12 protein-coding genes are annotated in these 20,043 nt (G+C 44.7%); 5 read left to right on the top strand and 7 right to left on the bottom strand.

The window, feature by feature from the left end; translation table 11 throughout:
- Positions 1-9: 9 nt before the first annotated feature.
- The 3 genes from HYU97_03450 to HYU97_03440 form a co-directional block, all read right to left on the bottom strand.
- The gene (locus tag HYU97_03450; GenBank protein MBI2335801.1) at positions 10-5,001 is read right to left on the bottom strand and encodes a bifunctional proline dehydrogenase/L-glutamate gamma-semialdehyde dehydrogenase; all 4,992 of its coding nucleotides are present in this window, start codon (positions 4,999-5,001) and stop codon (positions 10-12) included.
- 407 nt (positions 5,002-5,408) lie between these two features.
- A complete protein-coding gene (locus HYU97_03445; protein MBI2335800.1) occupies positions 5,409-6,332 on the bottom strand; it encodes an inositol phosphorylceramide synthase in 924 nt (307 codons plus the stop codon).
- A complete protein-coding gene (locus HYU97_03440; protein ID MBI2335799.1) occupies positions 6,322-8,835 on the bottom strand; it encodes an MMPL family transporter in 2,514 nt (837 codons plus the stop codon). Before HYU97_03440 ends, HYU97_03445 begins: the two co-directional genes overlap by 11 nt.
- 48 nt (positions 8,836-8,883) lie before the next feature.
- Here HYU97_03440 and HYU97_03435 point away from each other — a divergent pair, with 48 nt between their 5' ends.
- The 5 genes from HYU97_03435 (at position 8,884) to HYU97_03415 (ending at position 15,252) form a co-directional block, all read left to right on the top strand.
- Positions 8,884-10,383 (top strand): polysaccharide deacetylase family protein, encoded by a 1,500-nt coding sequence (locus HYU97_03435; protein ID MBI2335798.1) that lies wholly within the window; start codon positions 8,884-8,886, stop codon positions 10,381-10,383.
- Positions 10,384-10,594: 211 nt separating this feature from the next.
- The gene (locus tag HYU97_03430; GenBank protein MBI2335797.1) at positions 10,595-11,818 is read left to right on the top strand and encodes a pyridoxal phosphate-dependent aminotransferase family protein; all 1,224 of its coding nucleotides are present in this window, start codon (positions 10,595-10,597) and stop codon (positions 11,816-11,818) included.
- Positions 11,819-11,824: 6 nt separating this feature from the next.
- Complete coding sequence (locus tag HYU97_03425; protein ID MBI2335796.1) at positions 11,825-12,955, top strand: dATP pyrophosphohydrolase; 1,131 nt, start codon at positions 11,825-11,827, stop codon at positions 12,953-12,955.
- Between the two features lie 246 nt (positions 12,956-13,201).
- On the top strand, positions 13,202-14,245 hold the full coding sequence (locus HYU97_03420; protein ID MBI2335795.1) for an NAD(P)/FAD-dependent oxidoreductase: 1,044 nt from the start codon (positions 13,202-13,204) through the stop codon (positions 14,243-14,245).
- On the top strand, positions 14,242-15,252 hold the full coding sequence (locus HYU97_03415) for a flippase-like domain-containing protein (protein MBI2335794.1): 1,011 nt from the start codon (positions 14,242-14,244) through the stop codon (positions 15,250-15,252). The genes HYU97_03420 and HYU97_03415 overlap by 4 nt, the downstream gene beginning before the upstream one ends.
- Here HYU97_03415 and HYU97_03410 read toward each other — a convergent pair.
- The 4 genes from HYU97_03410 to HYU97_03395 all read right to left on the bottom strand — a co-directional run bounded on the left by HYU97_03410 (position 15,247) and on the right by HYU97_03395 (position 20,019).
- Complete coding sequence (locus HYU97_03410; GenBank protein ID MBI2335793.1) at positions 15,247-15,654, bottom strand: cobalamin B12-binding domain-containing protein; 408 nt, start codon at positions 15,652-15,654, stop codon at positions 15,247-15,249. The two genes, HYU97_03415 and HYU97_03410, sit on opposite strands and share 6 nt — an antisense overlap.
- Positions 15,655-16,126: 472 nt before the next feature.
- Positions 16,127-17,779, bottom strand: a complete 1,653-nt coding sequence (locus HYU97_03405; GenBank protein MBI2335792.1) for a methylmalonyl-CoA mutase family protein — start codon at positions 17,777-17,779, stop codon at positions 16,127-16,129.
- Positions 17,780-17,933: 154 nt separating this feature from the next.
- Positions 17,934-19,082: an acyl-CoA dehydrogenase gene (locus HYU97_03400; GenBank protein ID MBI2335791.1), complete on the bottom strand. Its 1,149-nt coding sequence runs from the start codon at positions 19,080-19,082 to the stop codon at positions 17,934-17,936.
- 154 nt (positions 19,083-19,236) lie between these two features.
- Positions 19,237-20,019 (bottom strand): enoyl-CoA hydratase/isomerase family protein, encoded by a 783-nt coding sequence (locus HYU97_03395; protein ID MBI2335790.1) that lies wholly within the window; start codon positions 20,017-20,019, stop codon positions 19,237-19,239.
- Positions 20,020-20,043 lie beyond the last annotated feature (24 nt).

The following is a 20,043-nucleotide window of genomic DNA, read 5'->3' as shown; positions in this document are numbered from 1 at the left end:
CTAGCCAACTCATTCCATCTTCTCATCCGACTTGTCTGAATAACCGTGGCGCGCGGTATTACGCGTGATTGTTTGAGGACGGGTCATTTTATTAATGACCTCAGGCAATTCGTGCCAGGGGTCTTCGGTGATAACGGGCCTTAGGAAATTTTGCCCCTCATCCATTTGCACAGCAGCCTCAACCAGCGGATGGCCTTGCATCGTGGTTTTGTAGCCTAAGGCTAGCCATCTAATATGAGGGTTCCTAACCCAATCAACGAGGGTTTTTTCTTCAGGTTTTAAATTCACCCACGTAACGCGAAAATTAAGATTATCTCGGCCAAATTTACGGTAAAGTGCATCATAAATGGCACTCCCCTTGGAATACTCAGAAGAGCCTTTCTTGGGTGCGATAGGGATTCCCGTCTCCATCATCGCAGGGCCGGCAATAGCAACCGCAACGTTATTGCCCGTCAACAAAGCCGCACCCATAAGCGCCACGGCCTCGGCCACCGACATTTCAGGACTCACCACCACCAAACCACGATCTGCTATTTTTTCGGTGCGAGGTAAAAAGCTAACTTTGTTAACTTCTCCAGGAAGCCCCGGCTGATAATAGAAAGGTTTTTCAACTCTGGCTTGAACCCGATAAGCCATTTTCTCAAGCCCCTCAAAAGCTTCAGGCTCTTCTTTGGGTTTTTTTGGAACAAATTTTACAAACTGCCAAAGATAATCATGCCCGCCCGCTTTAGCACCCACTCCCGACAAATAAAAGCCACCAAAGGGTTGGCGGCCCACAATCGACCCGGTGATGGCTCGATCAAAATACAAATTCCCTGCCTTTAGGGTTTTAGCAAAATAGCGGCGCAAATCCGGTGACCGAGTGACAACGCCACCGGTCAGGGCAAAACGGGTAGCATTAGCCACACGAACGGCTTCTTCTCGGGTTTTAACTCTCACAATATTTAAAACCGGACCAAAATATTCTTCTTGGAACAAGGGAGAATCGACTTTGACGTTTTTAAAGATCGTGGGTCTAAGAAAATAAGGGGTATTAGTATCGGCCAATTCTGGTGGAGTTTGGCGCATACGCCCGTCTAAAATTAACTCACCCCATCCGTTGTCAACACCCGCTTGAATGCGCCCATGGAGCCTTAGCAAGGCATCGTGATCGGTCACGGCCCCAGTGTAGTTGGCAAAATTTCCGGCATCACCCACTTGCACTGCCTCAAACGATTCTTTGATACGCGCTACCAACGTTTCAAAATAGTCATCGCCGGCTTTTCCAACGGGTGCTAAAACAATTAAATTATCGAGGGCCGAACATTTTTGGCCAGAAAATAATAATTTTGATTGTTTCACATACCGCACAATATCGTCAGAATGGGCATCAGAGGCCACCACCAGAAAATTCTTTCCTCCCATTTCAGCTAAGACGGTTTTACCACGGGGTGTGTCTGCTTGATAAATTTTGACACCGGCTGCCATCGAACCGGTAAAGGCAACAATCTGCACTTCAGCAAAAGAACGCAAATATTCGCCCGTTTCACGACCACCCGGTAAAAAATGAACCGCTTCAACTGGGATCCCTGCTGCATGATAAAGCTCGGTGAGTCGAAATGCAATTTTAGGAGTTTGAGGAGCGGGTTTTAAAATCACAGTATTTCCCGTGACCAAGGCAGCCGAAGACATGCCGGTTAAAATGGCTAAAGGAAAATTCCAGGGGGCAATGATCGCTGCCACCCCTTTGGGCTTCATGGCAAGAGAGGGATCGGCCTTTGCTTTGGCTACGGCATCACGGGCATAAAATTCGAGAAAGTCGATGGCCTCGGCAATATCTTTGTCGGCCTCATCGGCGGTTTTGCCAGCCTCGCGGATGATAAGATCTCTTAAAGCAACTCGATCGTGGCGCATGAAATAAGCCACGCGCAACAGTTTCGCGGCTCGTTCTTCAATAGTAATTTCGGCCCAGCCCTTGCTTAAACCTCCGGGGCGATGATAAAGCTCGGCATGGGCTATTTGCACCGCCTTTCTAGCCATTTCATAAGTTGAGTTGGGGGCTACACCTATAATTTCTCGTGGATTAGAAGGGTTGCGAGAAACCAAGCGGCCAACATCGGGGGGACCGCTAACCCTGTCTCCCCCTATAATAGCGGGGATACTAATCACATCCTCTCGCTCACGTGCTGACGCCAACCGTGAAGCCGCTAACTGGCGAAGTACGACTTCTCGGTTATGTGGAAAGACAAAATTAACCACGGGTTCATTCTGAAAGGAATGATCTAAATTAGTTACTTTAGCTGGTGGCAATTCTTCTACAAGCTTGGGTTCAGCTTGCCATTCTGTTTCATGCCCTGCCAAGGGATCTTGCAACAAGCGTTTCAGGTCATCAAGCCTCAACACTCCTGTAGTTTGGCGCAAGAAAGAATCTTGGCTAGAATTTTCCAACATGCGCCTTGCCAAATAAGCCATCCCGCGCATCATGTCGCCCACCGGGCTATAAACGGCAACCGGCACCCCTAGCTGTACCATGGCATGCAAATAACGATCGGCCATGCCGTAGAGCATTTGCACTTCAATGGGAACGTTGCGAGTACTCGCAAGATCCAAAGCCCTCGCCAAAGATTGCAAATTATGACTGCCAAAGGCAGCTCGCAGATGTTTGGCCGTTCCTAAAAGATAATCCACCCCTTCGTTGTAACTCACATCACTTTTCCATTTACCATCGAAGATGGGATCGGCAAAACCAAACCATGCGCTGGTTAGCCGCTCAACATCAAGGTTGGCACCTTTGACCAAACGAATCAGGATCGAAGGCGCACCACCAGCTACTTTCCGCCCTTCACTATAAGCCTCGAGGTCGGTTAAAACTTTGCGAGAATCTTTGGTGTAGGCTTGCACCACAATACCGACACGACTCATGTCGCGATATTCGGGGCGATCAAACAGGGTTTTAAAAATGGCGTTGGTCGTGTCGCGCACGGCATAATGCTCGGCATCAAAGGTGATCCCGATACGTAAACCCGTTGTGCGTTCGACCCGGCGAATTTTGTCGATGAGTGGAATGAGGCGATTAACGACATAATCAACGGTTCCTTGAGGATCAAAGGGATTAAACTGGGAATAGAAAGAAGAGATTTTAACGCTGAGTTGCACGTCCATCAAATCTTGTTCTTTAAAAAGACGGATCTGCAACGGCCGGCCAGCATTGATGCTGCGGATGCGAACTCGATTGGCTTCGGCTCGTACTTTAATTTCCGAAGCGTTGGCTTGCAATGAATCGAGCACTTGATCGTAACTGCTGAGATAAATTTGTTCTTCCCCCACTCGCACCACATTCTCACCCAAAATATCCACGATCACAAACTGACCGCGGAGCATCATTTCAAGCACCTTGGGGCCTACCTCGCTTGGTTTTTCGGCCATGATATAGCGATGCCCCATGGTTTCGATGTTACTTCGAATGGCTCGGGCAAAGGGCCCGTGTAGAAAAGGCAGATGACGGATGACTCGCGCCACCACGGCTCCAGCAATAAACTCTCGCGGAAAACGAAAATCAAAGGGGAAATATTCAGCAAATTTTTCAACCACTTCACGATCGGATAAAGTGTCGGGCAACACATCGGTAAATTGCATGACCTTGGCAAGCACATCGCCATTACCAGGCTTGGCCAGGATGTTTGTGATTTGGTCTTGACGGCGCACGACACGCGGGACTTGATGATCGCGAGAAAGTTGGTAGAGATGAACCCCTAAGGCTATCCTGCGATCTTGCGGGCTCATATCTGCACGCCAAGCTGGCCCAGCCAAGCCTACCCCTTGCATCATCATTACAGGGTTGCCAACTGGATCAATTCTTTGAATCTCGGGCATACGAACTCCTGCACCTACATTGGCCGGCGCCCAACCTCCCCCATTCCACCACGAACCTCCCTTACCTTTTAGCTTAGCCCACAGACCAAAATATTTTCCCTGTAAATCGGCATAGCGTTTGAAAACACGGGCCTTATAGTCCCACCCTGCACTTAAAGGTTCAATGGGGCCACCGATCACACGACGCACATTATACAACCCCACACCTAAACTTACCACATCGGCCACTGCATCAACGGCAAGATTCGAAGTGTTTTTGGGTGGCTCAAAACCCAACCTGCCTATAAAATAATGATTGGCCATCATGGTACCACCCAAATAAAGCTGGGGTAGGCCCGCCTTGGTAACTGGCACCCAAGGTAAAAACCGAGTTGCTTCGCCACCCAAACCTTTGATGCCATGAACCACCCCCATCGTGCGGCCTGCCAACCATCCGGGAATTTTAAAGAGGGGTAAAAAGATGGCCGCGGATTGTAATTGATCTGACCATGAGGCACGTACAGGTTCTCCTAGGCTTGAACTTAACCATCGATTGCTGGCTACAAAAAAGGGAACTTCTAAAGAAGTAGCTCCTGCAGCTGCCAACACTTGCGGAATTTTTCCAACCGATAACAGCGTGGGAGCACCTCGGCCAATCAAACGCCCCAATAAGCCTGCATAAGTAAAACGAAAAAAATGCGTGCTACCATAGAGGGGTAGCAACATTTTAAAATCAACTACTTCATCGGCCAATTTTGACCCGCGATAAACTGCTCGCTCTAACCACGGGCCCTGCCCCATGATGATTTGGCGCTGTCTTTTAGCTTCGGCCAATAATCTTTTTGCGCCACGAGGCGTAAGCCCATGCCCCTGTGATTCGACCAATACGCTAAAGACATGGGCGGCTAGGGCCTCCCCGTCTTTCATCTGTTTTAATTCATAACCCAGAGCCTGTACATGATCATAAAAAATCTCAGGATCCGTGGGAAGGCTGAAGGCCAGCAGCTTAGCTAAATAACGAGGATATTCTAAACTCGCGATGAACTGAATTTTTTCGTCAGGGTTAAGAAACTGGTAAGCACTTAAAAGACTCGCGCCCTGATCAACAAACTTTTTTATCTTGAATAATAAAGGGCTAACCGATTCCCTCATCGCCTCATCTTGTTTCATGAAAGCAAAAAGAACCTGCAAAACAATTTCGGCTTGCTGATGAGCAGTGAAACCCGAGCTATCCTCGCAGTGAGGAGAGGAAACAGGAAAAGAAGCACCCTGTATGGAACAAAGAGAAGCCAACTCTCTACCCTGGCATTCTCCCCCCATGATATTCTTGATACACTATATTGTACGTTTAATAACGATTTAGCGAAGGGCACATCAAATAGCAAGTGAAAGCAATTAGCAATTAAAGGAAAAGGAAGTCTTTTCGAAGCGGGAAGAGGTTACCCGAAACCCCTTTGCTCGGGGTTGAGGGAACCTCTGCCGGATTCGAAAAGACGTGACTCGATTTACAGATGAATTGAAGAATAAAATGGAGGATTGCCACGCTCGCAAACGGTGCTCGCTCGCAATGACATATGTTAGCGATGTAATTGATAGAATGGCTCACCCGCATTGAGCAGTGCCATGGCTCGCCACGGCCGCCTGGCCAGCCTTTCCCCTATCCATACAGCCACCCCGCAATAAATCATGCCAATCAAGATATCGACCACATAATGATGCCTTAAGTAAACCGCGGCCCAAATCATGATTAAAAAATACACCAAACTAGGCCACAACCAAATGCGTTTATAACGATAGGCAAAAATAACGGTCAACAGAGTTACCCCGGCATGCATGGAAGGGATGGCCCCAAATACAATCGGGTTATACTTATAAAGATCTTGATAAAATTTGAGCCCTAACAAGGTATCAAATCGGCTTAAGCCCGCTGCATCGCCTAAAACCTGCATGGCCGGTAGGTTAAAACCATGCTGATCCACATACCAAGGGGGCGCCACGGGAAAAAAGACATGGGTTAGTATCGCCATGAGATTCATCAAAAGAAAACAAACTCCCACCCGATGAAAAAGATCATAACGTTTGCAAAAGAAAAAAATGAGGCACAAAATCAATAAGCCAGGTTCATGAAAAAAATACACCATTCCCGCTAAGGTATCGAACACGGGCCCAGCCCAAAGATTTAAAAAATCGCAGAGCAATATTTTTTTACCAGCCCAAGTGACACCAAACCAATTTAAGTCCCAGTTATAAACATCTTGAATATGAAGCGGCCCAAACCAATTTTTTGGGAAAAACCGGACCGAATCATAAAGAATAGAATGGATAACGTAAGGAAACCCCAACAATAAAAAAAGCCTGGTTTGGGCATGAAGAAAATAGAGCAATAAAACGGCCCCTACAAACAAGAGATTGACCCAATGAATGCCTGCAATAAAATAAAGGGCTACCAAATAAAGCAGGCTTACACTTAAGGCCCACCCTGGCCGAAAACTAATGGCCATGCCGACCACCATCAACGAGCTTGATCCAGGCGGGGAAAATTAAGCTTACCACCACAAAAATCATGGTGATACCGAGGATTGCCAACCATCCCACCGATTGCAGTGAAGAATGACTGGCTAAGGCAAACCCACCAAAACCTAGCAGCGAAGTAAAATTGGCCATGAAGATAGGGGGTAAAATAGAATTAGAAACTTCTTCCATTGATCTGGCACCTTCTTCGTAATGGTGAAAATAATGGATAAAGCTATCGACGCCCGTGGCAAAAATAATGGGGATCATACAAACATTTAAAATATTTAAATTCAAACCTACCAATTTCATGAGCCCAGCCAAGAGCGGTAACACCGCAATCATGGGGAAAAACACCAGCACAATGCCTCGCAATGAATTGAAATCTAAAACCAATACAAAAGCCAAAAGAATGAAAATAAGCACCATGGCCCGGGGCCCCTCTTTTTCAACTAAAAACAAAATATCGGAGGCAATAAAGCTATCCCCACTGGCGGAAATTTGGGTTTTATTTTCGAGTTCGATCCCACCCAAAGCACGAGTAAATTCCTTCAAACCCCGCTCATTACCCAACCCAACGCCAGGGAAAAGATAAATTGCTGAATAAACCCCCAGCCCTTCTTTAATAGGAAGAAAAAACTTTCGAACCGAATTGGGCAAATTTTCTCGAGTGATAAGAGGAATGTCTTGAATCTTTTCTAGATTAGTTAAAAAATCGCGGTCTTGATCCCGCATGGGAATTTTTAACTGTTTAAATTTTTTAGCGGTAGAAGCAACCACGACCTTTTTTTCAGCCTGCTGTTCAGGGACAAATTTATCTAAAGAAATAATATCGTTGAGCAGATGGCTTTCTTTGGTTTCTTTCATCTTCTTTTTCAAAGTGCTTACAATAAGTTGTTCTTGCTCAAGGCTAGCTGCTAACACCACCGGTGGACGCAACGGTTGATCGATAATCTTCAAAACCTTTTCTTCTAATTTACTACTGGTGATTTCGCGGTTTTCAATATCACCACTATCAAAATGAATGGTTAACATTTTGGGCAACACAACGCCGGAGTAAATAAGAAAGGCCAACCCCAACAAAAGACAAGTCTTTGGAAAACGCACGGTCTTCGCCAACCAACTAAAGTTACCAAACCATTTAATGTTACCTAATTTAATCTTACCCCAACTCATAAGATTAAAGCGTTCAGCAATGATAAAAAGACAAGGCATCACCACTAACATCGCTACAAAACTAGAGGCCATGCCAATAAAACCCACCACACCAAATTCAAAAAACCCACGAAACTCCGAACCCACCAACGCCAAGAAACCAGCTAAATTAATCAAGCAAGAACTTAAGGTTGCCCGCCCCGTTAAGGCGAAAGTTGTTTCTAAAGCTTTTTGGATGGATTTCCCTGAAGCACGTTCGAATTTGTAGCGACTCAATAAAAATATTCCATAATCACTCCCCAATCCCAGGAGGATGGCGCCCGTAAAGCCGGTGACCAAATTAATATGACCAAAGAGGAGATACGTTGCCCCACCGGCCCACAAACAAGCCGCCGCCAAAGGGATGCCAATCAAAAATGAAGAAGCCAAATCGCCATAGAAAAGGGTTAACACCAAGGTCAGTAATAAAAAGACAATAACCGATACCTTGATCACTTGGCTTTTGAGATATTTGTTTTGATCAAGTAAAGTTTTGTAGTCCCCTGTAAAATCAAATTTAATCCGCTCCCCAAACTGCTGATGATTGATACCATCCATGGTATGCTGCACTTCTTTCACTAATTTTTCACTGGCATCTAAGTTCAAAAAGGAAGTGGTGGATTTAATCCAAACGACAAAGAGCTTATCTTCGGGGCTATAATAATAACCTTCATTTTGGGGGTTAACCTTGGGTTTGTCTTCAAGCAACTTTGAAGTTTTTTCAGATGAATCTTGAGCGGGAGATTCAGACGGTTTCTTTCCCAACAATCTTTCTACTTTGCGGCGGTATTTTGCTTCAATGTCTGACAAATCAAGACTTGCCGAATCTTCGGGATCGGTAAAATCGAGCAGATTAGAAAACACCACGGATCCACCTTTGCGAGAATTCACCAAAGACCGGGTTACCCGGTGCTCAATTTCTCGAAGATCTTCTAATTCTAAATAAAGTGGGATCCGATCTTTAAAATATTCTACGGGTTTTTTAGAAATGACATAACTCACCGATGGCAACTTGGCCACCTCTTGGCTCATGGTATCAACAAAGGCTTGTGCATCAACCACGTCTTCAGCATAAATAACCGCAAATAAATGGCTAATCCCACCAAAATGTTCGTCGGTTTTTTTTAAATTAACGACACTCTCAAAATGGTCGGGCAACAGGGCCATTAAATCACCCCGACTTTTTAATTTTGCAGAGAAATAAAAACAAAGGAGAGTAAAAAAGAAGAGGACAGCCAAAACAGTCCAGGGGCGTAAAATGAGCCTAGCAATCAAAATCCTAATATATTTTGCGTACATGCTTACCTAATTATAGACTTTTGTTCCTATAAACTATACAAGTCGCCCATGGCAATGAATTTCCAATGGCCCTTTATTTCTGTGGTAATTCCTGCTTTTAACGAAGAACGCCATATTGAAAATTGCATTCGCTCTACTCAAAACCAAGATTATCCAGGTGTTTATGAAATCATCGTGGTGGATAATGCCTCCACCGATCAAACTCAAGTCAAAGCCGCTAATTTGGGAGTTAAAGTTGTTCATGAGCCCAAACGTGGCCTCTGTGCAGCCCGTCAAGCTGGGCTAGAAGCAAGCCAGGGCGAAATCATTGCCTATATCGATGCTGACTCTTTGGCTCCCTCTAATTGGTTAAAAGATATTGCGATTAAATTTCAAGAAGATCCTAAAATTGTAGGCATCTCTGGGTTTTACCGATTTTTTGGGATTAAAAAGTGGCGGCATCGTTGTTTCTTTTGGATTTTCTTTCATATCTTAGAACCCCTGCTTTTTCTTTTTCTAGCCTGTTTACGCCAATCCGCTTTTCGAGGCGCTAATTTTGCGGTTAAAAAAGCGGCGGTGTATCAAGTCGGTGGGTTTGACACTTCAATTCTTTTTTATGGGGAAGATTTAAATATTGCGGATCGTCTCCAAAGGGTTGGCAAAATCAAACAAATACATTCCATTGTTTCTTCGAGTGGCAGACGTTACAACCAAAACGGTATTGTTCTGCCCATGCTCATCTACACCTTTAATTATATTTGGATGTTCTTTTTTAAAGAACCTTTTACCAAGGGTGTGGATGACTTATCTGAACAACATCAAGAAAAAATAATTCCGCTTAATCCCTTGCGATGGCATAAACGTTTAGCTTTTGCCCTCTTAGTTATAGGGCTTTTTTTCTATGGTGCCTTTCACCCCACCAATTTTTTATTTGGAAAAGTTATTCACTCAGGCCCCACGGATCAAAGGCTCGTTGCCTTAACCTTCGATGATGGCCCAAGCCTATCTGCAACTCCTGCAGTATTAAAAATCTTAAAAGAAAATCAAATCAAGGCTACCTTTTTTCTAATTGGAGCCAATGCCGAAAGACATCCTGAAATTGCTAAACAAATTTTAGCCGACGGGCATCTTATTGCCAATCATACCTATGAACATCAAAGGTTAAAGGCCTTAGGTTGGAATCAATTTTTAGAGGATGCAAAAAAAAATAACGAGATTTTATTTGGCTTACTAGGGGTTCGCCCCAAATACTTTAGGCCACCAGGGGGGTTTAGGACGCCTTGGATGTTATATCAACTGAAAAACCACGGTTTTATCCCTGTTATGTGGAATGACATGACAAGCGACTATCGAATCAAGGTTGATTCTAACGCGATTGTTTCTGACCTTATCGGTGACTTATCGGCGGGTGCTATTATTGTTTTACACGACGGTTTAAACCTTGAACTCGATCCCAACCGACAAAATACCTTACAGGCCCTGCCTATTTTGATTCATGAAATCAAAAAAAGAGGATTTCAGTTCGTCACCTTAGACAAATTTGTCCCGGCACCTGCCTATTTTAAGTAAATGTCATTCCCGCGGAGGCGGGAATCCAGAACTATTTGAAATCACTGGATCCCTGCTTTCGCAGGGATGACAGAAAGTACGTTTTTCAACATTTTCTATTGTGCTGACCGTCACTTTCTCTTATAAATGCCCTTTTCCCAAGTTATTAAAGGAGTGATCCATGACCTTTAACCCCGAAGCCACCATGCAAGCCCGCCACGCCATCACCCAAATGGGCGGAAAAGATGTATTTGCCAAAACTAGGGCCTTTCAACTGCTCTTGAACCCCTTCAAAGAAACAGGTTATTTCCCCTATTATTTACCGCTCGATTCCAACGAAGGAACCGTCGCCTACTTTCAAGGAGAAAAGGTCTTCATGCTCGGTAGTAACAACTACCTAGGGCTTACCTCTCATCCTAAGGTCCGTGAAGCCTCGATCGAAGCCATTCGAAAATACGGCACTAGCCTTACCGGTTCTCGTTTTCTCAATGGCTCCATCAAAATGCACGAAGAATTTGAAGGTGAACTCGCCGAGTTTGTCGGCAAAGAAGCAGCCCTTGTGTTTGCCACAGGATACCAAACCAATATTGGTATTATTTCAGCCATTGCCAATGCTAAGACCGTCGTTATTTCTGATAAAAAAAATCACGCCAGCATTCGTGATGGCACTAAGATTTCGGATGGCCGAGAGGTTTTATTTAAACACAATGACATTTTAGATCTCAAACTTGCCTTACGCGGCCTTGAAGAAGACGAGGGAGCCTTCGTAGCTGTAGATGGTATTTTTAGCATGGAGGGAGACATTATTAATCTGTCCGATGTGGTTAAGGTTACCAAAGAATACGAAGGGCGAGTTTTGGTTGACGATGCCCATGCCTTAGGTGTCTTGGGTAAAGGCGGCCGAGGAACTGCTAGCCATTTTGGTTTAACCAACGAGGTCGACATTATGATGGCCACGTTCAGTAAGAGCTTTGCTTCCATTGGTGGATTTGTGGCTAGTGATTCGGATGTAATCGATTATATTCGCATCTTTGGAAGATCGATCATCTTTAGCGCCTCGCTGAATCCGGCTAATATCGCCAGCGCGCGCTGTTGTCTAAATATCCTCAAGCAAGAACCCGAACGCGTCGCCCGTTTAAAAGACAACGGAAATTATCTCCGTAACGGTCTCAAAAATCTCGGGTTTAATGCCACCGATGGAGAAACGCCTATTATCCCCATTGTGGTAGGGAATGATTTTGTCTGTGTCATGGTTTGGAAAGCACTGCTTGATGCAGGTGTTTATGTGAACCCTGTATTATATCCCGCCGTGGGGAAAAATACTGCCACCTTGCGGGTAAGTGTAACCGCAACCCATACCTTTAAGCAATTAGATGAAGTGCTTGAAATTTTTCAAAAGGTGGGGGGACAATACGGCTTACTCAATCAATCCCAAAAAGCATCCAAGGCTTTCTAACAACCCATGTCAAAGATACAAATTGTTGAAGTCGATTCTCAGCGTGAATTAAAAAAATTTGCTCGGTTGCCCTTCCAACTTCACGCCCATATTCCCAATTATATCCCACCTCTTTTTCAAGAAAGATGGGGTTTGTTACATCGCAAAAAAAATCCATTTTATCAACACGCTTCCGTTCGCCATTTTCTGGCTTATCAAAATAATAAACCCGTCGGTGGAATCTCGGCTCATCATGACCCTACTCATAAAAAATTTAAAGACATGGGCTATGGTTGTTTTGGATTTTTTGAATCGATTGAGAATCCTGAAATTGCACAAGCTTTAGTAGAAACCGCGGCTAATTTTCTTAAAACAAAAGATTGTAAGGTTATGGTGGGACCGCTTAACTTCACCACCAACGACGAAACAGGATTGCTCATCGAAGGTTTTGAGCACCCCATGATGGTGGGCATGCCCTATAACCCCGCCTATTATCCCACCTTATTAGGGGGACAAGGTTTTACCAAACTCAAAGATCTCTACGCCTGGTATTACAATACCCAAGTCATTCCTGAACCCGCTCTACAAATCGCGGAGGCGGTTTCGCAATACCCTGGTTTAACCATCCGCCATCTCGACAAAAAACATTTTTACCGCGACATTCAAATTATTCGCGAAGTCTTTAACAGCGCTTGGAGCAATAATTGGGGCTTTGTGCCTATCACTGAGGCCCAAGCTAAAAAGGCAGCTCATGATTTTAAACAAATCCTTGATGAACGTTTTGTTCTTATTGCGGAGGTCAAGGGCGACCCTGCTGCTTTTTGTTTGGTGTTGCCTAATATCTACGAAATCACCCATGACCTTAAAGGTAAATTATGGCCTTTTGGGTGGATCAAGCTTTTATACCGATTGAAGACTCACGCTTTCAAAACAATGCGAATGGCCCTGTTAGGGGTAAAAAAAGAATATCGCGGCAGTGTGTTGGGGGGATTAAGCGTTTTATTATATGTAAAGTCTAATCAACGAGCGCTGGCTCTCAATTACAAGTATGGAGAACTCTCTTGGACCCTAGAAGACAATGAAAAAATTAACCAAGGCATCGAATTTATGGGTGGAAGAATCTACAAAAAATATCGCGTTTATCAGAGACAAATATGACAGGCAAATATGAATAGTTTGCTTGTAAAGTGTTTCAGTTGGCCGGTGCCTCTCGCGGCGACCTTCATGGGGCCAGCGGGCATGGAAGCCTTCCGCGTTCCCGCCTTCGGCGGGCCTCGGCTTTCCATGCCCGCCAATCCGCATTGGGGGCCCCGCTGCGGAGCCTGTCCTGAGGCTTTGCGAAGGAACAATGGCCAACTGAAACACTTTACAAGCAAACTATTCAATATATAGGGCAAATCATTTATGAGAATTGTGGTTATTGGTGCGGGGATTGTGGGGTTACATGTTGCTGAAGCGTTGCGAAGTAAGGGGCATGAGGTTTTTGTTTTGGAAAAGGAAAAATTTCTTGCTGAACATACGAGTGGCCGTAACAGTGGGGTTATTCATGCGGGGATTTTTTATGAATCGGGGAGTTTAAAAGAAAAATTTTGTGTGGAGGGGAATCGGTTGACCTATGAATGGGTCAAAAAACTTAAAATTCCCTTTTTGCCTTGCGGAAAACTCATTTTGCTTGAACCTCATCAACACGAGCAAGCTGAAAAATTTTTAGAAAAATTGAAAAACCTAAAAATCCCTGAGCCACGTTGGATCAAGGCATCTGAAATCGAAACCTATCAACCCAATATTCGAAAAACCGATGCCCTCTTGATCCCCAGTTCTGGAATTTTAGATGCAGCCACCTATGTTAAACAATTGGCCTTATATTTTGAAAATCAAGGCGGGCAACTTCTTTTAAGTTGCGAAGTGCTTGAAGCCAAGCCTCATGAATTAACCACCACCCGCGGGCCCATTGAATTTGATTGTGCCATCAATAGTGCTGGACTGTGGTGCGACCAATTCGCCTTAGCATCGGGGCTATTAGGTTACGAAATCAAACCCTGCCGTGGTGATTATTATGTGGCGAGCCTTCCAATCGTGCAACGCCCCATTTATCATCTGCCCGATCCAAAGGGCTTAGGGCTTGGTATTCATTTTACTCCAACCATGGATAACCAAACCTTATTGGGCCCCAATGCATTTTTCATTGAAGAAAAATCCGATTACCATCACCGTTCTGAAGAAGCCCCATTTCAACAGGCGATTAAACAAGATTTACCGGGCTGCGGAACTCCCTATTTAAATCCTGGTTACTCGGGTAATCGCCCTAAATTATTTCACGATGGAAAACCCGTTCGAGATTTTACGATCCTTCAACATTCTAACTGGATTCATCTATTAGGAATCGAATCCCCTGGCCTCACCAGTGCGCCTTGCATCGCACAGCATGTGTTATCGATGTTACAATGAAAATTACAATGAAAGTACGGCTCAAAGAAAATTTTCTCAATATACTAGGCATTGGCTTTTCTATCGCTTTTATCGTTCTCACCTATTATTCAATTAATCTAAAAGATTTTTACCAGGCCTTAAAGTTGCCCTACCCTTGGCAACTTTTGTGGGTCCCCTTTTTTGATCTCTTAGTTTTATTAACCAAAGCCATTCGTTGGAAACTTATTTTACAACCCTTTCTGCCTGTCAAAACCAAAGACCTTTTCGAATTGATCAGCATTGGCTCAATGGGCAATAATATCTTGCCACTGAAGGCTGGTGAAATTTTACGCGGGGCCTTTTTAGCCAAACAAAGCCAAAAACCTTTTAGCCAAGTACTAGGCAGTATTGGGTTTGAACATTTTTTTGATGGGATTGGACTATTGATCATTCTCATTGTTTTAAGTTTTAAACTCCCCATTCCCAAGGGCTTGAGCTACAGCGCATATGTTTTAGCCATCATCTTATTAGGCACCGTTATTCTGTTAATGGTGCTTAGAAAATTACGCATTGATCTCAAACAATGGGAAAAATCTCACCCCTTCTTTCGCTGGCCCATTGAATTTCTCTACCATCTAAACAATCTTGGCAAACTCATTCAATCGCCTAAACGTTTTTGTTACATCATCTTTAATACGCTTGTTGTTTGGAGCATTGTGGCCTACTCACTCATCTTTGTTCATCATGCCTTTGGGTTGTCGCTTGGTATTGAAACACTTTTTTTTATTCTGGTAGCCTTTAACTTGGCCACCGCCATACCCAGTGCCCCGGGTAGCATTGGCACCTTTGAGTTTGCCTGTGTGTTGGCTTATCATTATTTGGGAATCAGTAGAGAAGTGGGATTAAGCCTTGGGCTATACTTTCACATGATGCAGTTTATCCCCATCACCATGCTTGGCTTAATTTTTTATTTTAAATGGAGTCGGCGGTTCAAAATTTCGATGGGTTCGTTAGAGAAGATACGCAAAGAAATAAAACAATTATAACTTACGCGGCTGGACGTTTTGGAAGACCCAATCAATAATGGATTTTAACGGAGTACCGGGGGTAAAAATTTCTTTCACACCAGATTTTTTTAAGCTAGCAATATCATCATCCGGCACAATGCCCCCGCCAAACACCACCACATCACCCATGCCTTTTTCTTTTAATAAACGAATGATTTCTGGAAATACATAATTATGAGCCCCGGATAAAATCGATAAACTCACGGCATCGACATCTTCTTGAATCGATGTATCAACGATCATTTCAGGGGTTTGGTGTAGGCCGGTGTAGATCACCTCAACACCTGCATCGCGTAAGGCACGGGCAATGACCTTGGCCCCTCGATCATGACCATCGAGCCCTGGCTTACCCACTAGAATGCGTAGTTTTCGTTCTGCCATAAAGACGCCCTTGCATACTGGATTGGGGGCATGGGATCAAGATGAATTTTTCAAGTCTCTCATTTCGTTTGCAAATCACCGTACCTAAAAAGTTTTAGTGAACTGGGCTAAGGGTGTTGTCGAGAACCCGCACCCGTAAAGCCTACTCGGCTCAAAAAATTATTTATTTTTATTGAATTAGAGTATTCCTCTGTCATCCTCTAATTCAAAAAAATAATATAATTTTTTGAACCTCCGGAGCCTGTCCTGAGGCTTTGCGAAGGAGCTTTACTCCGCCGTAGGAGGGTAATATAAATGCTGTCATTGCGAGCCCAACGGGCGTGGCAATCTCACCGGTTAAACCGAGGAGATTGCTTCGTCGCAGACTCCTCGCAATGACAGAAGCCCTCCTTAAGCCGACCGGGCGCGGGCTCTCCATTGGCCTCTCCCTACCTCGAAAAGACGTGGGGCAAATGACTCAGAATGACATTATTTAAAGAATGCAGGGGTCGTGGTGTTCGCCGAATACTTCGCGCAACGTCCCCATGATTTCGCCTACGCTAGTGTAGGCACGCACCGCCTCTAATACATGCGGCATTATATTTTCATTAGTCTGGGCGACTTGTTTGAGGGTAGCAAGGGATTTCGAAACTGCGGCTTGATCACGCGAGTCTTTTACTTTTTTAAGATTGGCGATTTGGGTCTGGGCTACCTTGGCATCAATTTTTAAAATCTCTAAAGGCTTATCAAGGTCGGACACAAAATCATTCACTCCCACAACGACCCGTTCTTTTTTCTCGAAGTCCCGTTGTAATTTAAAAGAAGCCTCGGCTATTTCTTTGATGGGATAACCCGAATCTAATGCTTTAACCATGCCTCCTAACTCGTCTATTTTTTTGATATATTTATTAGCCAATTCTTCTAATTGATCGGTCAGGTTTTCAACAAAGTAAGAACCGGCTAAGGGGTCGACGGTATTAGACACACCGCTTTCATGGGCAATGATTTGTTGGGTACGCAAAGCCACTTGCACCGCTTCATCACTGGGCAAGGCCAAAGTTTCATCTAAAGAATTGGTATGCAGCGATTGCGTTCCACCTAGCACAGCAGCCAAGGCCTGCAGGGTCACCCGAGTTACATTGTTGAGCGGTTGTTGCGCAGTCAATGAAACCCCGGCGGTTTGGCAATGAAATTTCATGCGCATCGACTCTGGATTTTTGGCTTTGAAACGATCATGCATAATATGCGCCCACATGCGGCGAGCGGCACGCAATTTCGCAATTTCTTCAAAAAAATCATTGTGCACATCCCAAAAGAAAGAAAGTTTAGGCGCAAAATCATCGATATTTAAACCCCGTGCTAAGCAAGCTTCGACATAGGCAATGCCATCGGCAATCGTAAAGGCCAACTCTTGCACTGCGGTCGAACCCGCTTCGCGGATGTGATAACCGCTAATACTGATGGGGTACCACTTAGGCATGTGCTTGGTGGTATATTCAATCATATCTACAATAATTCGCATCGAAGGCCGCGGTGGAAAGACATAAGAATTTTGCGCAATGTATTCTTTTAAAATATCGTTTTGGGTGGTGCCACCTAATTTGTGAATAGGCACCCCTTGTTTTTCACCCACTGCCACGTACATTGCCAACAACACAAAGGCCGGTGGGTTAATCGTCATGGAGGTGGTCACACGATCTAAGGGGATTTTGTCAAAAAGCACTTCCATGTCGCGCAGCGTATCTACCGCCACTCCACAAACTCCAACCTCCCCGCGGGCCCTTGGTGAATCTGAATCGTAGCCCATAAGGGTTGGAAAATGAAAGGCAGTGGAAAGCCCAGTTTGCCCGTGCTCTAGCAAATAATGAAAACGTTTATTGGTATCTTCGGGGGTGCCAAAGCCAGCAAATTGCCGCATGGTCCAAAAACGGCCCCGATACATGTTGGGATAAACGCCCCGAGTATAAGGAAACTCGCCTGGATAACCCAATTTATCTTTTGAATGATGGCTGTCTTCTTCGGTATAGAGGGCTTGGATTTCTAAATCAGAAAGCGTGGAATATTTTTTTTTGCTGGAGCTGGTCTTTTCTAAAAAAGGGTTGAGGGTGTTTTCTTCCCATTCTTTTTTAGATTTGGAGCGTTTCATTAATACACCTCTAACAACTTGAATTCTTGGGGACCTCTAAAAAGGGCCCAGATGCAAGGCGCCCGCAAAGACGCGACCGGAGCGTATATGAAAATACGTGAGGATCGCGGCTTTGTGGGCAACGCAGCAGATGGGTCATTTTTAGAGGTCCCCATTAGGAAATTTCTTTTAAGAGATTTCGGGCAATCACCAGGCGCTGAATCTCAGAGGTGCCCTCGTAAATTTCAGTGATTTTGGCATCGCGGAATAAACGTTCGACGGGATAATCTTTCATATAGCCATAACCACCAAACACTTGAATGGCCTTGGTAGTAATCCACATGGCAGCCTCTGAGGCAAAGAGTTTGCCCATCGCCGCTTGTTTAGAAAAAGCCACACCCTGATCTTTCATCCAGGCGGCACGATGAATGAGTAAGCGCGCTGCATCGATTTTCGTATTCATATCGGCCAAATAATCTTGAATAGAACCAAATTCGGCAATCTTTTTGCCAAAGGCCTCGCGCTCAATGGAATATTTTCGGGCAGCTTCAAAGGCGGCTCGCGCAATCCCTAAGGCTTGAGTGCCAATACCAATACGGCCAGCGTCAAGTGTGTTCATCGCCACGACGAAGCCTTGCCCCTCACCACTCAATAAATTTTCTTTTGGAACTTCACAATTTTCTAACACGATTTCAGACGTTGACGAGGCGCGGATTCCCAATTTATTTTCAATCTTTCCAATCGAAAAGCCTAAGAAATTTTTCTCAACAATAAAACACGAAATCCCCTTATGCCTTTTTTCTTTGTCGGTCATGGCATAAACCACCATGGCATCGGCATGAGGGCCATTGGTTATAAAATTCTTGGTGCCATTGAGGATATATTTGTCGCCTTTAAGCATAGCAACCGTACGCTGATTCGCAGCATCAGAGCCCGTACCAGGTTCTGACAAACAATAGGCGCCTAACTTTTCACCACTGGCAAAAGGTTTTAAATATTTTTGTTTTTGGGCTTCAGTTCCAAATTTTAAGAGTGGCCCACAATACAAAGAATTATTTACCGACATGGTCACTGCGGTTGAAGCGCAGGCGGCAGAAATTTCTTCTAAGGCCAACACATAACTTAAAGTATCGAGACCTGAACCACCCCACTCCGTGGGAATCATCATGCCCATCAGGCCAAGTTCAGCCATCTTTTTTAAATGCATGGCAGGGAAGGTGCTGGATTCATCTAGCTTAGCGGCCACCGGTGCAACTTCACGCTGGGCAAAGTCGCGGGCCATTTGCTGAATCATTTTTTGTTCTTCGGTTAATTGGAAATCCATATATTTTTTATTCTGTTATTGCGAACCCCTTCAGGGGTGAAACAATCTCTTCTGTCTAACCGGTGAGATTGCCACGCTCGCAATCATGGGTCCCGTCCCCCGACTTGATCGGGGGATCAAGCCGGGGGATGACAGAAGCAGCTCGCAATGACACCTAATTACCTTTAAAATTGGCGGCGCGCTTTTCTAAAAAGGCCGTCACACCTTCTTTTTGATCAGCAGTCGCAAAAATCATGGGAAAAATCCCACGCTCTAAATTTAACCCGCTTTGAATATCTAAATCTGCCCCTTCGTTGATGGCTTGCTTTGCCAGACGAATGGCCACTGGCCCTTTGGTTAATAAAGTTTCCGCAACTTTGCGCGTTTCGGCTAATAACTCAGGCGCTGCCACAACTTTATTGACGATTCCCCAGCTAAGGGCTTCTTGAGCTGAAAGCATGCGTGCTGAAAAGATAAGTTCTTTGGCTTTATTTTTTCCGATCAACCGGGACAAACGTTGGGTGCCACCAAAGCCTGGAAAGATACCTAAGTTTACTTCGGGTAAACCCAATTTGGCATTCTCAGCAGCGTAAATAAAATCACAAGCTAGGGCCAATTCTAAGCCACCACCCAGGGCAAAACCATTTACTGCCGCGATCACCGGTTTGGGACAGTTTTCAATGAGCTGCATTGTTTCATGGCCAAGGTCACAAAACTTTTTGGCCTCTAACGCACTCATCGTCTTCATAGCCGTAATATCAGCCCCGGCCACAAAGGCCTTTTCACCACTACCGGTCAGAATAATAACCTTAACGGCAGAATCGCTACTTAAGCCGGTGAACAAACATTGTAATTCACCCAATACTTCAGGGTTTAAGGCATTGAGCGCCTGCGGACGATTGATTTTAACCAAGGCAACACCCTGGTTTTTTTCTATGAGTAAGTTTTTAGGTTCCATATCTTTCCCATTCTGTCATTGCGA

Source organism: Deltaproteobacteria bacterium, from assembly GCA_016183235.1.
Classification (GTDB): Bacteria; UBA10199; UBA10199; order DSSB01; family JACPFA01; genus JACPFA01.
The sequence above is the reverse complement of the archived record's forward strand: the minus strand, read 5'-3'. Positions and strand labels throughout refer to the sequence as shown.